The 14,017-nt window shown below is 68.5% G+C and carries 13 protein-coding genes; all 13 read right to left on the minus strand.

Annotation, left to right across the window (positions count from 1 at the left end):
* Window positions 1-6 precede the first annotated feature (6 nt).
* The 13 genes from EIZ44_RS05145 to EIZ44_RS05205 all read right to left on the minus strand — a co-directional run bounded on the left by EIZ44_RS05145 (window position 7) and on the right by EIZ44_RS05205 (window position 13,980).
* Window positions 7-477 carry a hypothetical protein gene (locus EIZ44_RS05145; protein ID WP_240691223.1) on the minus strand — a complete coding sequence of 157 codons (471 nt, stop codon included), beginning with the start codon at window positions 475-477 and terminating at the stop codon, window positions 7-9.
* Window positions 478-989: 512 nt separating this feature from the next.
* Complete coding sequence (locus tag EIZ44_RS05150) at window positions 990-1,670, minus strand: hypothetical protein (protein ID WP_240691224.1); 681 nt, start codon at window positions 1,668-1,670, stop codon at window positions 990-992.
* Window positions 1,649-2,854, minus strand: a complete 1,206-nt coding sequence (locus EIZ44_RS05155; protein ID WP_037811676.1) for an MCE family protein — start codon at window positions 2,852-2,854, stop codon at window positions 1,649-1,651. Before EIZ44_RS05155 ends, EIZ44_RS05150 begins: the two co-directional genes overlap by 22 nt.
* Entirely contained in the window at window positions 2,854-3,906 is a 1,053-nt protein-coding gene (locus tag EIZ44_RS05160) for an MCE family protein (RefSeq protein WP_037811674.1), read from the minus strand. Before EIZ44_RS05160 ends, EIZ44_RS05155 begins: the two co-directional genes overlap by 1 nt.
* Window positions 3,903-4,901, minus strand: a complete 999-nt coding sequence (locus EIZ44_RS05165; protein WP_134727854.1) for an MCE family protein — start codon at window positions 4,899-4,901, stop codon at window positions 3,903-3,905. The genes EIZ44_RS05160 and EIZ44_RS05165 overlap by 4 nt, the downstream gene beginning before the upstream one ends.
* Window positions 4,898-5,881, minus strand: coding sequence for an MCE family protein (locus EIZ44_RS05170; RefSeq protein ID WP_134727855.1), 984 nt, complete (start codon window positions 5,879-5,881; stop codon window positions 4,898-4,900). The genes EIZ44_RS05165 and EIZ44_RS05170 overlap by 4 nt, the downstream gene beginning before the upstream one ends.
* Complete coding sequence (locus EIZ44_RS05175) at window positions 5,878-6,879, minus strand: MCE family protein (RefSeq protein WP_037811670.1); 1,002 nt, start codon at window positions 6,877-6,879, stop codon at window positions 5,878-5,880. Before EIZ44_RS05175 ends, EIZ44_RS05170 begins: the two co-directional genes overlap by 4 nt.
* On the minus strand, window positions 6,876-8,117 hold the full coding sequence (locus tag EIZ44_RS05180) for an MCE family protein (RefSeq protein ID WP_134727856.1): 1,242 nt from the start codon (window positions 8,115-8,117) through the stop codon (window positions 6,876-6,878). Before EIZ44_RS05180 ends, EIZ44_RS05175 begins: the two co-directional genes overlap by 4 nt.
* Window positions 8,114-8,956, minus strand: a complete 843-nt coding sequence (locus tag EIZ44_RS05185; RefSeq protein WP_037712855.1) for an MlaE family ABC transporter permease — start codon at window positions 8,954-8,956, stop codon at window positions 8,114-8,116. The genes EIZ44_RS05180 and EIZ44_RS05185 overlap by 4 nt, the downstream gene beginning before the upstream one ends.
* Entirely contained in the window at window positions 8,956-9,729 is a 774-nt protein-coding gene (locus EIZ44_RS05190; RefSeq protein ID WP_037811666.1) for an MlaE family ABC transporter permease, read from the minus strand. The genes EIZ44_RS05185 and EIZ44_RS05190 overlap by 1 nt, the downstream gene beginning before the upstream one ends.
* Before the next feature lie 289 nt (window positions 9,730-10,018).
* A complete protein-coding gene (locus EIZ44_RS05195) occupies window positions 10,019-10,822 on the minus strand; it encodes an alpha/beta fold hydrolase (protein ID WP_134727857.1) in 804 nt (267 codons plus the stop codon).
* Window positions 10,822-11,817: an LLM class flavin-dependent oxidoreductase gene (locus EIZ44_RS05200; protein ID WP_205673051.1), complete on the minus strand. Its 996-nt coding sequence runs from the start codon at window positions 11,815-11,817 to the stop codon at window positions 10,822-10,824. Before EIZ44_RS05200 ends, EIZ44_RS05195 begins: the two co-directional genes overlap by 1 nt.
* Before the next feature lie 39 nt (window positions 11,818-11,856).
* Entirely contained in the window at window positions 11,857-13,980 is a 2,124-nt protein-coding gene (locus EIZ44_RS05205) for a HelD family protein (RefSeq protein WP_037811662.1), read from the minus strand.
* Between the last annotated feature and the right edge of the window lie 37 nt (window positions 13,981-14,017).

The raw sequence follows: 14,017 nt of genomic DNA on the forward strand, positions 1-14,017 counted from the left end.
AGAATTTCATCGGGGAGCTAGATCGGTGACGAACCAGTTTCCGTCAATGCGTTCAGCGGTGACGGCCAGTTGCGCGGCGGCTGCCTCGGGAGTGGCGGAATTCCCCCTCGTGGCGGACTGGTCGAGGAAAACGAGCAACTGTGCGTGATCGTTCGTGAGGTGCTGGACGGAGGCAGCGGAGACGCGGGAGGTGAGAGTCAGGCGTTGGCTCGGGGCCATTGTGCGGACTTGGGCGAAGAGTTTTTCGTAGGAATCGCGGGCGTGGCCGCGGAGCAGGGTGGCGGCGGCGTTCTCGGTGACGTCGGTTTTGTCGTAGGTGTAGGAGAAGATCTTGTTGAGGGTGAGGCTGATGGCGGAAGTAGCCGCGGCGGTCGCGGGCTGATCGGTCAGCGCGCGGTTCGAGGCGGCGGCGGACGCGCTGGTGGAACGGGCTTCGACGGTGCACCAGACGCCGACGGCGGTGAACAGGACGGTCAAGGACAGGAGGAGAGCGAGGAGGCGGGTGTTGCGGGGATGCTCGGCGTTGGGGCCGGGAGCGGGAGGTTTGGCGGGTTCGGTGTCGGCGGGTGGTTGGTGGGGATCGGAGGTTGTTGTGGTGTGGGGAGTTGAGTCGGTGCGGGAGGAGGTGGCGGTCGCGGGAGAGGGTGGCTGAGCGGTGGTGTGTGCTGGCTGAATGGCTGCCGCGGTGGTTCGCTGGTCGGTGGCTGAGGCTTGGGCGGGGTTCGCGGGTGGCTGGGCGGATTCGGCTGGGGCAGTGGCGTGCTCGGGAGCGGTGTGCGCTGCTGCGGTGGTCTCGGGTTCGGAAGATGCCTTGGCAGTTCCGGCACCGGAAGTGCGTGGCTGGACGGCTGCGGCTGGTGGCTGGTTGGTGCTTGCTGCATGTGGCTGGGCGGCGTCGGCAGCGACAGTGCTGGGGCGCGCGGAGTCGGTTGCGGCCGCAGCGAAGTCAGCGGGTTCGGTGCGTGGCTTCCGCCGGTGCAGGGAGAGCTTCATGACCCCGCCACCCCCAGTTGCTCCAGTGAGCTGAGTTTCCAGCCGGAAGCTGTGCGGGTCATCGTCGCGGCCAGGCGGGTGCGGCGGATGGGCTGTGCGGTGCCGTCTTTGGTGACGGTGATTTCCACGGAGGCCAGGAGTTTCGCGGTACCGGCGTCGGCGTCTAGGTCGGAGAGTCCGGCGTCGAGGACGTGGCCTGTGGTGGCGGAGCCGTCGGGCGGGACGTTGCTTGGCAGGGTCGACTGGAGAGAGCCGGTCGTCGCGGATTGCCAGTGGGTCAGGGTTTGGTCGCGGTGTTGGGGGTCGAAGGTGGTGACCGTGGTGATCAGGGTGCGGCCGGCGGTGACGGCTTCGTCGCGGGTCGCGCCTCCGGCTGAGGCGGGGGCAGTTGCGGCGGCGTGCCACGACCAGGCTGACCAGGCGGCGAAAGCGGCGGCTGCGGTCAGGGCGATTCCGGCGGCCCACGTCCACCTGCGAGGGGATTTTGCGGTCGTGGGGGAGGCGGTTGTGTCGGTCGCGGAGTCGACGACGCGTGAGGACTCCGCGTCAGGCAGCAAATCGGAGGAGGTTGTGTCGGTCGCGGAGTCGGCGACAAGCGAAGACTCCGTGTCAGGCGGCAAATCGTCGACGGAGGAAGTCTCGTCCGGTGGGAGCGTCAGTTTCCCCGGCGTAGCCACAGCATCTCCTCCAGATCAGTCGACGTCGGAAGTCCGGCAGCCGCCGCGGGGAGGCCGCCTGGGTGGGCGGGCTCTGGGACTCCGGGGTGTGGTGCGTGCTGGGAGCCGCGCACCGACGACGGGTCTCCGGCGGGCAGGGTGCAGGCCGCCGAGGTGTTGAACGGGAGCACCGGCAGCTCGGCGCTGCTGCGGATCTTCGTGCTCTCGTACCCTTTCCGGCACGGTGGCGGGTCGAAGAACGTCAGGGCCAGCGACAGCCGTCCGCTGTCGGGGGTGATGGCTGACGACGTTGCGGCTACGGTTTTCGGCAGCGTCACCAGCAGTTGCTCCAAGCCGTCCGTTCGGGCGCTGAAGACGTCGGCTGTCGTCAAGAGGTTGGCCATCAGGATGGGGAGACCGGGGCTGTTGTCGCGCAGCAAGCCCGTCACCTGGGTAGCAGCCGGCGGGGCGGTCGCGATCAGCTGGCGCAGGTCACCGTCCGACGACGCCAGTTGCGAGGCGAACAGGTGGGCGTTCCGGCTGAAGTCGCGCCACGCGGTCGAGGACGCGGCTTGCGTTTTCAGGACTGTCGAGCCGTCGTCGAGGAGTTTTGTGGTTTGGGGCAGGTGGGCGGAGGCGGAATCGGTGAAGGACCTCGCGGTGTCCATCAGCAACTGCAGGTCTGGGCCGCTGCCTTGCAGGGCGTTGTCCAGTTCGTTGACCACGGTGCGCAGGTCCTCGGTCGGGACCGACGACGTTAGCGAGTCCACGTCGGACAAGAAGGTCTGCACGGGAAGGGGCAGGGTGGTGGAGCTCCGGGGGATGACGCTGCCGTCCTCCAGATAGGGACCCCGGTCGGTGGTCGGTTGCAGGTCGACGTATTGCTCGCCGACGGCGGAGCGGTTCGCGACGATTGCGCGGGCGTTCGAGGGGATCTGCGGGGCGGAGGTGTCCAGCAACAGGTCCGCTTCCATGCCGTGTTCGGTCAGGTGTAGTTGGCCGATCCGACCGACTGCCACGCCTCGGTAGGTGACCTCGCCGTTGGTGAAGATGCCGCCGCCTTCGGAAAGTTCCAGGTGCACGGTGTAGGTCCCGGCTCCGAAAAGACGCGCGATCCCGGCGTATTTCGCGCCGACGAACGAAGTCGCGGCCAGCGCGACTATCACGAAGGCGATGACCTGGATCCGGATCCGTCTGGTGAGCATCACTGGCCCCCGGAAGGGGGAGGCAGCGTCGGAAGGCCGGGCGGGACGCCTTGACCCGGCGGCGGCAGCGGGACACCGGCACCGGGCGTGACCGTGGCGTAGACGTTCAGGTAGTCGCCCTTGATCGCGTCCAGGACGGGGTCGGTGAACGGGAACGAGGGCAGGATTTCCAGCGCCTTCGGCAGGTTTTGCCCCGCATCGGCCAGGCGTCGCAGGATGGGAGCGAGTGCGCGCAGGTCGGCGGCCAGGTCGTCGCGGCTCTTGTTCGTGACATCAGTGGCCACTGTGGACAGTTGGTCCAGCGATTGCAGCATGGTCACCAGCTGCGGCCGCTGGTCGGTGAGGGTCTTCAGACCGGGAGTCAGGTCGGTGAGGGCGTCGGCGATCTGCTGGTTCCGGTCGGCCAGCGACGCCGACAGGTGGTTGAGGCCGTCCAGCGCGGCGGTGATGTCGCGGCGGTGCGCGTCGAGGTTCGTCATCAGCTGGTTGACCCCGGACAGGAAACTGCGGATCTCCTCCTCGTTGCCGTCCATGGCCTTCGTCAGTTCGCGGTTGATCGTCTGCAGCTGCCCGATCCCGCCGCCGTTGAGCAGCAGCGACAGTGCACCGAAGATCTCCTCGAACTCCGGGTTCCGGTTGGTTCGCGACACCGGGATGACCGCCTTGTCGCCCAACTGCCCGGAGGGGGACGCGACCGGCGCGGCCAGTTCCACGAACTTCTCGCCCAGCAGCGACGATTGCCGCAGCCGGGCGACGGCGTTCGCGGGCAGGTGGACGTCGCCGTTCACCGCCAGGACGGTTTCGGCGGTCCAGCCGTCCGCGCCCAGGCGGATCGATTGGACCCGCCCGACCGGGACGTCGTCCACCTTCACCGCGGCTTGCGGGACCAGGTCCAGGACGTCGGCGAATTGGACGGTGACCTCGTACGGATGCGCGCCGAGGTCCGCGCCGCCGGGCAGCGGGAGGTCGTAGACGCCCCGGAAGCCGCCGGGTGCGGCGCAGCCGGCCAGCGTGCTCACCGCCAGCGCCAGGAAGAGCCTTCGCGCCTTCATCGGCCACCTCCCGTCACGGCCGCGTCCGTCGTCGGGAACGGCAGGTAATCCAGCAGGTCAGCGCGGCCTTGCAGACGTCCGGTTTCCGGGTCGACCGCGTTCAGCACGTTCTGCGCGGCCAGCGGCGCGACGTCCAGCGCTTCGGCCAGCGACGCGCGTTGGTCGACCAGCGTCTGCGTCGTCTTGGCCAGTTTGTCTACATTGGACTTGATCGCGGCCCGGTTGTCCCGGATGAAGCCCTGGACCGAAGTCAGCGCGCCGCCGAGCGAGCGCAACGCGTCGGACAGCTCGCCGCGATTCTCCGCCAAGGTGGCCGACACCTTGGCCAGCTGCTGGTTCACGTCGGCGACCTGATGGTCGTTCGTGGCGAGCATGGTGGTGAACTTCTGCAGTTCGTCGACGGTTCCGAACAGGTCCTGCGAATTGCCCGCCAGGGTGCGGGCGAGGCGGGCGAAGTCGCGGACGGAGCTGTTGAACGCCTTGCCGTTGCCGTCCAGGTTCGCCGCGCCGGTGCGGAGGAGGTCGGACAGCGCGCCGTGGGAGTTCGCGCCGTTCGGGCCGAGCGCCTTGCTCAGCGTGTCCAGGCTCGAATACAGCTGGTCTAGCTCTACCGGCGTGCCCGTGCGGTCGGTGCTGATCACCGCGCCGTCGGCCAGGCGCGGGCCGCCCCGGGCGAGTTTGCCCAGTTGGACGTAGCGGTCGGCGACCACGCTCGGCGCGATGACCAGCGCGGTGGTGTCGGCGGCGACGGGGATGTGCGGATCTACCGATAAGTCGACACGAACCTGACTGCCCTGCGGAAGGACCGCGGTGACCTCGCCGACCTTCACCCCGAGCACCCGGACGTCGGATCCACTGTAGACACCGACGGCCCGCGAAAAGTACGCCGTGACGCGGTACCGGCCGGACCCGGAGAACACCCACCACAGGACGCCGCAGACCACCAAGGCCATGACCAGCAGGAAGACGACAAAACGGTACGCGCGCGTGGTCATTTCGCGCCTTCCTTCGGCGGGGTGCACGGATCGCGGTTCTCCGGCAGGAGGCCGCACAGGTAGCTGTCGATCCAGCGGCCGTTGCCGGCGGTGTTGGTCAGCACGCGGAAGTACGGCCCGGCGAGCTTGAGGCTTTGCGCGAGGTTCTCGTCCTGCCGTTGCAGCAGATCGGTCACGCGGTCGAGCTGCTGCAACGCCGGAGCGAGCTGCGCGGTGTTGTCCGCGACGAGCCCGGACAGCTGCTTCGCGAGCTGCTGGGTGCCGACCAGCAACTGGTGGATCGCGTCGCGGCGGTGGTCCAGTTCGGTGAGCAGGAGGTCGCCGTCCTTGACGAGTTTCTCGAAGTCGTCGTTGGAGTTGGCGATCGTGGTGGTCAGTTTGCGCGCGTTGGCCAGCAGCTCGGAGATCTCGTTGTCGCGCGAGGAGATCGTTTTCGACAGCGCGCTCAGCCCGTCCAGCGCGGTGCGGACATGCTGCGGCGAGTTGCGGAAGGTGTCGCTGATCGTCGAGAAGCTGGTCGCGAGCTGCTTCGTGTCGATCGCGCCCGCGGTGTCGGCGAGGCCGTTGAACGCGTCGGTGACGTCGTACGGGGTCACCGTGCGGTCGCGCGGGATCGGCTGGTCCGGGTCCTGCTCCGCCCGTCCGGCCGGGTCGAGGGCCAGGAACTTGCGGCCCAGCAACGTCTTGATCTTGATCTGCGCCGACGTCCGGTTGCCGATCCAGGCGTTCTTGACCCGGAAACTGACCAGCACGTGGTCGTCGTCCAGGTCCACCTGGGACACTTCGCCGACCTTGATCCCGGCGATCCGCACCTCGTCGTCCGCCTGCAGCCCGGCGGCCTCGCTGAATTCGGCCTGGTAGGTGGTGCCGCCGAGGAACGGCAGGCGGTTGTAGTTCAGCGTGCCGGTGAGCACCGCGGCCAGCGCGAGGCTGCCGACGACCCCCAGCACGAGCGGATTGCGCTCCCGGAACGACTTCACGCGCCACACCTCGCCGCGGTCTCCGCCACGCCGCGCGGCGGCGACGTCTCCAGGACGGCTTTGCACAGATAGAAGTTCATCCACGAGCCGTACGACCCGAGCGTGCCGATGCGGTCCATCTTCTTGGGCAGCGTGGTCAATGCCTTGTCCACGTCGGCCTCCCCCTTGTTCAGGTTCCGGGTCAGCGCGTCGAGACCGGAGATGCTGTCCTTGAGCCCGGGCCGGATCTCGGTGAGCAGCCCGCTGGTGGACTGCGTCAGCTCGGCCAGCCCGGACACCGCGTCGCCGATCGCCGTGCGGTCCTCGGCGAGCCCGGACACGAGCTGGCGCAGCGTCGACACCAGCGTCGCGAGCGAATCTCCCTTGCCGTTCACGGTTTTCAGCACCGAGTTCAGGTTGCCGATCACCTCGCCGATGACCTGGTCGCGGCTGGCGAGCGTGCTGGTGAGCGATCCGGTGTGCTGCAGCAGTTCGGTCACCGTGCCGCCTTCTCCTTGCAGCACTTGGACGATCTCGCCGGACAGGTCGTTGACGTCCTTTGGTGAGAGGGCCTGGAAGAGCGGTTTGAAACCGTTGAACAGGTCGGTCAGGTCGAGCGCCGGAGTCGTGCGGTCCAGCGGGATTTCGCCGCCGGACGGCAACACCCCGGCCGGGTCGCGGGGGCGCTCCAAAGCGAGATAGCGCTGGCCGACCATGTTGCGGTACTTGATCACCGCGGTCACGTTGGCGGGCACCGTGCGGCCGTCTTCCAGTGAGAAGCTGACGTGCGCGCGGTTCTGGTCGACGACGTCGAGGCCTTCGATCTGCCCGACCTTCACCCCGGAAATCCGCACGTCGTCGCCGACATTCAGCGCGGTGGCGTCGACAAAAGTGGCCCCGTACCGCTGGCTCCCGCCGACCGAGCCGCCGGTGATCGACAACGCGAGAACGACCGTCGCGAGCACGGTGACCAGGATGAAGATCAGGCTTTTGACCAGGGGAGCGGCAAGGTTTCTCACTTCGCCGTCACCTCCGTTCCGCGATAGAGCGGGCCGACCAGGACGCTGCTCCACATCGGCACGTCAGCGGTCGGAACACCCAGCTGGGGCGCGAGCAACGGGCCCAGGAACTGCTGCTCCTGCGGGGAATTCGCGATACCGAGGTCGCCGGTCGACGGCACGGTCGCCGGAGTGCCCGCGGTCGGCGTCACCCCGCTCGGGTAGCAGCGCGGGCCGGTCTTCTCGGTGTACGCCGGATCGTCCTTGCCCGGCACGTATTTCCCGCGCGACTTGGACACGGTGACCTCGACGTGCAGCCCGGGTTCCTTCGTTCCGGCGCCGAGGACCTTGTCCATCGACGGTTTTAAGTCGGTGAGCGCCTGTAGAGTGCAAGGGAAGCTGGGGGAGTACTTAGCACCGATTTCGAGCGGACGGCGGCTGTCCGCGGACAACGCGATGATGTTGTTCCGGTTCTGCTGCAGGAACGTCGTGAGGTCCTGCGACGACGTGGTCACCTGCTGATACAGCGAGCCGAGGTCTGTGCGCTTGGCGTTGATCGTGCCGAGGGTGACCGATGAGTCGGTGAGCGCGTCGAGCAGATCGGGTGCGATGTCGCCGTACATCTGGGTGACGGTGGCGAGGTCGCGCACGTTTCGGTCGAGCTGCGGCAGGTTCGGGTTGAACCGCCGCAGGTAGTCCGACGCGGTCGCCAACGTCTTGCCCAGCTGTTCGCCGCGGCCTTGCAGTGCGGTGGAAACCGCGGTCAACGTGGTGGCCAGTTTCTGCGGCTGCACGGCCTTCAGCACCGGGAGCAGATTGTCGAAGACGCGCTCCAGCTCGATCGCGTTCGCCGACCGGTCCTGCGAGATCACGTCTCCGGCCCGCAACGGGCGCTGCCGGCCGGTGTCCGGAATGGACAGTTGGACGTACCGTTCGCCGAAGAGGGTCTTGGGCACCAGCAACGCGGACACGTTGACCGGCAGCCATTTCACCTGCTCCGGGTCCAGCGCGAGCGAGATCTCCGCACCGCCGCGGATCGCGCGCACGCCCCGGATCTCGCCGACCACGACGCCGCGCGCCTTCACCTGCCCGCCCGCGCGCAGCTGGTTGCCGACGCGGTCGGCTTGCAGCGTCACCGGGACCGTCGTGGTGAAGTCCTTGTTGTAGATCTTCACCGTGAGCAGCACGAACGCCGAAAGCGCCGCCAGGAACAGCACCCCGGCGGTGCGGACTCCGGTCTTGTGCCAGCGCCGGTTCATCCGGCCACCTGCACGGTCGTCGTCGCGCCCCAGATCGCGAGGCTGAGGAAGAAGTCCAGCACGCTGATCGCGACGATCGCCGTCCGCACCGCCCGGCCCACCGCGACGCCGACGCCGGCCGGGCCGCCGCTCGCGCGGAAGCCGTAATAACAATGCGCGAGCACCACGACGACGCTGAAGATCAGCACTTTCCCGAACGACCACAGCACATCGCCGGGCGGCAGGAACAGCAGGAAGTAATGGTCGTACGTGCCCGCCGACTGCCCGAAGCCCCACACCGTGACCTGCCTCGACGCGAGATACGACGACAACAGGCCCACCGCGTACAGCGGAATCACCGCGATGAACCCGGCGATCACCCGCGTCGTCACCAGATACGGCACGCTCGGGATGCCCATCACTTCAAGCGCGTCGATCTCCTCCGAGATCCGCATCGCGCCCAGCTGCGCGGTGAACCCGCAGCCGACCGTCGCCGACAACGCCAGCCCGGCCACCAAAGGCGCGATCTCGCGGGTGTTGAAGTACGCCGAAATGAATCCGGCGAACGCCGACGTGCCCACCTGGTTCAGTGCCGAATACCCTTGCAGCCCCACGACAGTCCCGGTCGCGACGGTCATCCCGACCATCACGCCGATGGTCCCGCCGATCACCGCCAGCGCGCCGCTGCCGAAGCTCACCTCGGCCAGCAGCCGGACGATCTCGCGCAGGTACCGGCGCACCGCGCGCGGCACCCAGCCGAGCGCGCGCAGGAAGAACAGGATCTGGTCGCCGAGGGTGTCGAGGAAGCCCAGCCTGCGGTCGATGGCCTCGAGCACGCGCGTCGGAGTCGGGGTGGCCATCAGCTTCCCTTCGGCGGCACGAGCTGGAGGTAGACCGTGGTGAGGACCAGGTTCAGCACGAACAGCAGCAGGAACGTGATCACGACGGACTGGTTCACCGCGTCGCCGACGCCCTTCGGCCCGCCGCGCGGGTTCAGTCCGCGATACGACGCGACGACCGCGGCGACGAACCCGAACAGCAGCGCCTTGATCTCGCTGATCCACAGGTCCGGCAGCTGCGCCAGCGCGGAGAAACTCGCCAGGTACGCGCCCGGGGTGCCGCCCTGCATGATCACGTTGAAGAAGTAGCCGCCGAGCACGCCGACCACGCTGACCATGCCGTTGAGGAACACCGCCACGCCCATCGCGGCCAGCACCCTCGGCACGATCAGCCGCTGGATCGGCGAAACCCCCAGCACCTCCATCGCGTCGATTTCCTCGCGGATGGTGCGGGAACCGAGGTCGGCGCACATCGCGCTGCCGCCCGCGCCCGCGATCAGCAGCGCGGTCACGATCGGGCTGGCCTGCTGGATGATCGCGAGCACGCTCGCCGCGCCGGTGAACGACTGCGCGCCGATCTGCGTGGTCAGCGACCCGATGTGCAGCGCGATCACCGCGCCGAACGGGATCGACACCAGCGCGGTCGGCAGGATCGACACGCTCGCGATGAACCAGAACTGCTGCACGAGTTCGCGGAACTGGAACGGACGGCGGAACGTCAGCCGGACGACGTCGAGACCCAGCGCGTAAAGCCGGCCGGTCTGGTGCAGTGCCGCGGCGCCGGGAAACGCCATCGCCCGACCTCCCAGCAATTTCCGGGCACGGCGGAATGCCCGCCGAACGCCCGTTCCGGTGCTGGTCCGAATGGAGGACCGGTCCGGTGCGGAAACTGCGGCGGGGTTACCGTGCGGTTTCGTTACTGGTCAGTACGCTAACGAGGGCCTTGCCCGCAGACAAGAACTTGCCCCGTCATCCGGGGTCACGGCGCAGTAACCGCCGAATTCTTGTGCGGTTGTGACAACTGCCGGGAATGCGGTTGTCAGTGCCGGAAAATAAAAACCGGTGCGGCGGTTTCCGGGTATTTCAGCGAGCGAGCCAGCGGTGCAGCGAAGCGGTCAGCGCCTCGGGTGCGTCGAGGTGGATGAGATGTCCGGCCGAACGGACCAATTCCAGTCCGGCGCCCGGGATCGCCCCGGCGAGCCGGTGTGCGCGATCGACCGGGATCCAGGTGTCCTCGGTGCCCCACACGACGAGCGTGGGCACGCTGACGTCGCGGTAGCGCGGCTCGATTTCGTCGGTGTACCGCTGATCGGCCTGCGCGATCTGCCGGTAAAAGGCGGCCTGCCCAGCTTCGCCGAGCCACGGTGCGACAAGCATCTCGTGCGCTTCGGCGGACAACGGACGATGCGCGGCGCCGGCGATGTACTCCCGCACCAGCGCCTCGTGCAGATTCGGCGGCAGTTGCGCGAACACGGCCGCGTTCTCCGCCACCAGACGGAAGAATTCCGAACCCCACGGGGCCAGCGCGACGACGTCCACCAGCGCCAGCGAGCGGTAAGCCGCTCCGTGCAACAGAAACGCGCGCAGGCTGACCGCGCCGCCGTAGTCGTGCGCCACCACGTCCGGCTCCTCAAGGCCCCAGTGGTCCAGCAGCGCCGCGAACGTCTCGCCTTGCGCGGCCAGCGAGACGTCCTGTCCCTCGGCCATGGCGGAACTGCCGTAGCCCGGCATGTCCCATAGGTACACGGTGAAGTCCGCCGCGAACGTCGCCGCGATCGGCTCCCACAGCTTCGACGACCACGGCGTGCCGTGACAGAACACGAGCGGCGGCCCCGAGCCCTGCCGGGACCACCGCACCTGCTGGCCGTGCCAGTCGAAGACCTCCATCAGCGCTTGAGGTCCGCGACGATTTCGTACGAACGCACCCGGTCCTCGTGCCCGTGCACCATCGTGGTGATCATCAGCTCGTTCGCGTCGGTGTCGGCCAGCAGCTGGTCCAGTCCCTTGCGGACGCTCTCCGGACCGCCGACGATGCTCGACCCGAACCGCTCGGCGAGGAACGCGCGGTCCATTTCGGTGTACGGGTACTCGGCGGCGTCCTCCGGCGTCGGCAACGCGATGGGGCGACCGCGGCGCAGGCTCAGGAAGGTCAGCCCGCTCGGCCCGGCGAGGTACTCCGCGCGCTCGTCGGTCTCGGCGGCGATCACCTGCACGCCCAGCATCACGTACGGCTCGGAAAGCACCTCGGACGGCTGGAAGTTCTCGCGGTACAGCCGCACCGCCGGCAGCGTGTTCTCGGCGGCGAAATGGTGCGCGAAGGAGAACGGCAGCCCGAGCCGTCCGGCCAGCTGCGCGCTGAAGCCGGACGAGCCGAGCAGCCACACCGGCGGCTTGTTGCCCTCGGCGGTGACCGCGTTGACGCCGCGCGCCGCGTCCGGCTCGAAGTAGCTGATCAGCTCCATCAGGTGCTCGGGGAAGTTCTCCGCGGACAGCCCGCCCGGCCCGCGCAGCGCGAGCGCGGTGCGCTGGTCGGTGCCCGGCGCGCGGCCGATGCCCAGGTCGATCCGGCCCGGGTGGAACGCCTCCAGCGTGCCGAACTGCTCGGCCACCACGAGCGGCGCGTGGTTCGGCAGCATGATCCCGCCGGACCCGACGCGGATGCTCTCGGTGGCGTCCGCGACGTGCCCGATCAGCACCGCCGTGGCCGAGCTGGCGATGCCGGGCATGTTGTGGTGCTCGGCGAGCCAGTACCGGTGATAGCCCAGCCGCTCGGCATTGCGGGCGAGATCGAGGGTGTTGCGCAGCGCCTCGCCGACCCCCTTCCCTTCGGAAACAGGGGAGAGGTCGAGCACGGACAGCGGCACGTCAGGCAGGGAGGTCACGTACAGCCGTAACGCACGCGGCCGCGATTCCCTTCCCGCCTACGCGTGCGGCAGCCAATCCGGGTTCGAGGCGAGCACGATGAGCTGCTGGGTCGCGCGGGTGAGCGCGACGTACAGCACGCGCCGCCCGGTCGAGGACTCGGTGACCAGGTCCATCGGCTCGACCAGTACGACCGCGTCGTATTCGAGGCCCTTCGAATCGAGCGACCCGACCACCTTGAGCCGCTCGTCGGTCTGCCCGGCGAGCCAGCCCTCGACCTCTTCGACGCGGTCCATGGCGGTGATCACCCCGACCGTGCCCTCGACCGCGCCGAGCAGTTCCTTCGCCGCGGTCTGCGTCGCCGTCGCCAGCGCCGCCTGGTCGACCGGCCGGACCTCCGGCTCGATGCCGGTGGTGCGCACGGCCTTGGGCAGTTCGTCGGCCTGCGCGTGGCCCGCCACGACCTTCGCCGCCAGGTCGAAGATCTCCGCCGAGTTCCGGTAGTTCGTGCGGAGCGTGAAGCGCCGTCGCGTGGTCTTCACGCCGAACGCCTGGTCGCGCGCCTGGGCCGCCTCGTCCGGATCCGGCCACGAACTCTGCACCGGGTCGCCCACGACGGTCCAGCTCGCGTACTTGCCGCGACGGCCGATCATCCGCCACTGCATCGGCGAAAGGTCCTGCGATTCGTCGACGACCACGTGCGAGTACTCGTCGTAGTGCTCCGGACGGTGCGGCGCGCCGCCGGAACTGCCGCGCTCCGGGGCCACCTCGACCACGGTCTGGCGACGGCGGCGCTTCGGCTCCGGACCGACCAGCACGCGCAGCTCGTCCAGCAACGCGACGTCGGCGACCGACCAGCCGCGCGAACGGTCCGCGAAATCGGCCGACAGCAGGCTGATCTCGGTGCGGTTCAGGATGCCCTTCGACGCGGCGGCCATCCGCTTCTCGTTGCCCAGCCACTTGAGCACCTGCGCCGGGTACAGCACCGGCCACCACACCACCAGGAACCGGTGGAAGTCGATGCGCTCGCCGAGATCGTTGATCAGCTCCGCGCGGTCGATCTCCTTGCCGTCCGCCTTCGCGTACTCCTCGGCCTTGTCCGCCAACGCGGCCAGCAACAGCTCTGCCACGCGTACGCGCGACCGGTTCGGCGGCGCGCCCTGCGTGTGCGCCTTGCGCCGTACCTTCTCCAACTCGCGCGCGGTGAGCTTCAGTACTTCGCCGCGATAGACGATCTTCAACTCCGTCGGCGCTTCGGGCGGGGTGTCGCGCAACGCGCGCAGAAGCACCTTTCGCATGCGAAGCGAACCCTTGATCGCGGCCAGCGCGGCTGTGTCCTGTCGCGTCGCTTCGAGACCGTCGAGGACTTCGCCGAGCGCGCGCAGCTCTACGTTCGTTTCGCCCATCGACGGCAACACCCGCGAGATGTACGTGGTGAAGACGCCCGAAGGGCCGATCACGAGAACGCCCGCGCCGCCGAGCTGACGGCGGTGCCGGTACAGCAGGTACGCGGCACGGTGCAGCGCGACGGCCGTCTTGCCGGTGCCCGGACCGCCGGTGATCTCGGTGACACCGCGCCACGGCGCCCGGATGACGTCGTCCTGTTCCTTCTGGATCGTGGCCACGATGTCGCGCATCTTCTCGCCGCGCGAGCGGCCGAGCGCGGCCATCAGCGCGCCCTCGCCGACGATCTGCATGTCCTCGGGGACGGCGTCGGCGATCAGCACGTCGTCGTCCACGTCCAGCACCGTCTGCCCGGAGCAGCGGATCACCCGGCGGCGCACGACGTCCATCGGCTCTTCGGCGGTGGCCTGGTAGAACGCGGCGGCGGCGGGCGCGCGCCAGTCGGTGACCAGGTTGTCGAACTCGGTGTCGCGGATCCCGAGGCGGCCCACGTAGATGTGCTCGCGGTCGAGGTGGTCGAGCCTGCCGAAGACCAGTCCCTCGTACTCGGCGTCGAGCGTCTGCAGGGTCTGGTTCGCGTGGTAGACCATCATGTCGCGCTCGAACAGCATCGACGCCTGCTCGAAGATCGCTTCGCGCTGTGCACCCTGGCCCAGCTCGTAGCCCTTGGCCCGCATCGCCTCGGCCTGGGTCCGCAGCTCGGCGAGCCGCGTGTAAACCCGGTCGACGTGTGCCTGCTCGACGGCGATCTCAGCCCGTCTCACCCGGGGTTCCGACACGCAACGCTCCCTTGAACTCCATCAACGCGCCTCTGAA

Source organism: Amycolatopsis nivea, from assembly GCF_004522235.1.
GTDB classification, from domain to species: Bacteria; Actinomycetota; Actinomycetes; order Mycobacteriales; family Pseudonocardiaceae; genus Amycolatopsis; species Amycolatopsis nivea.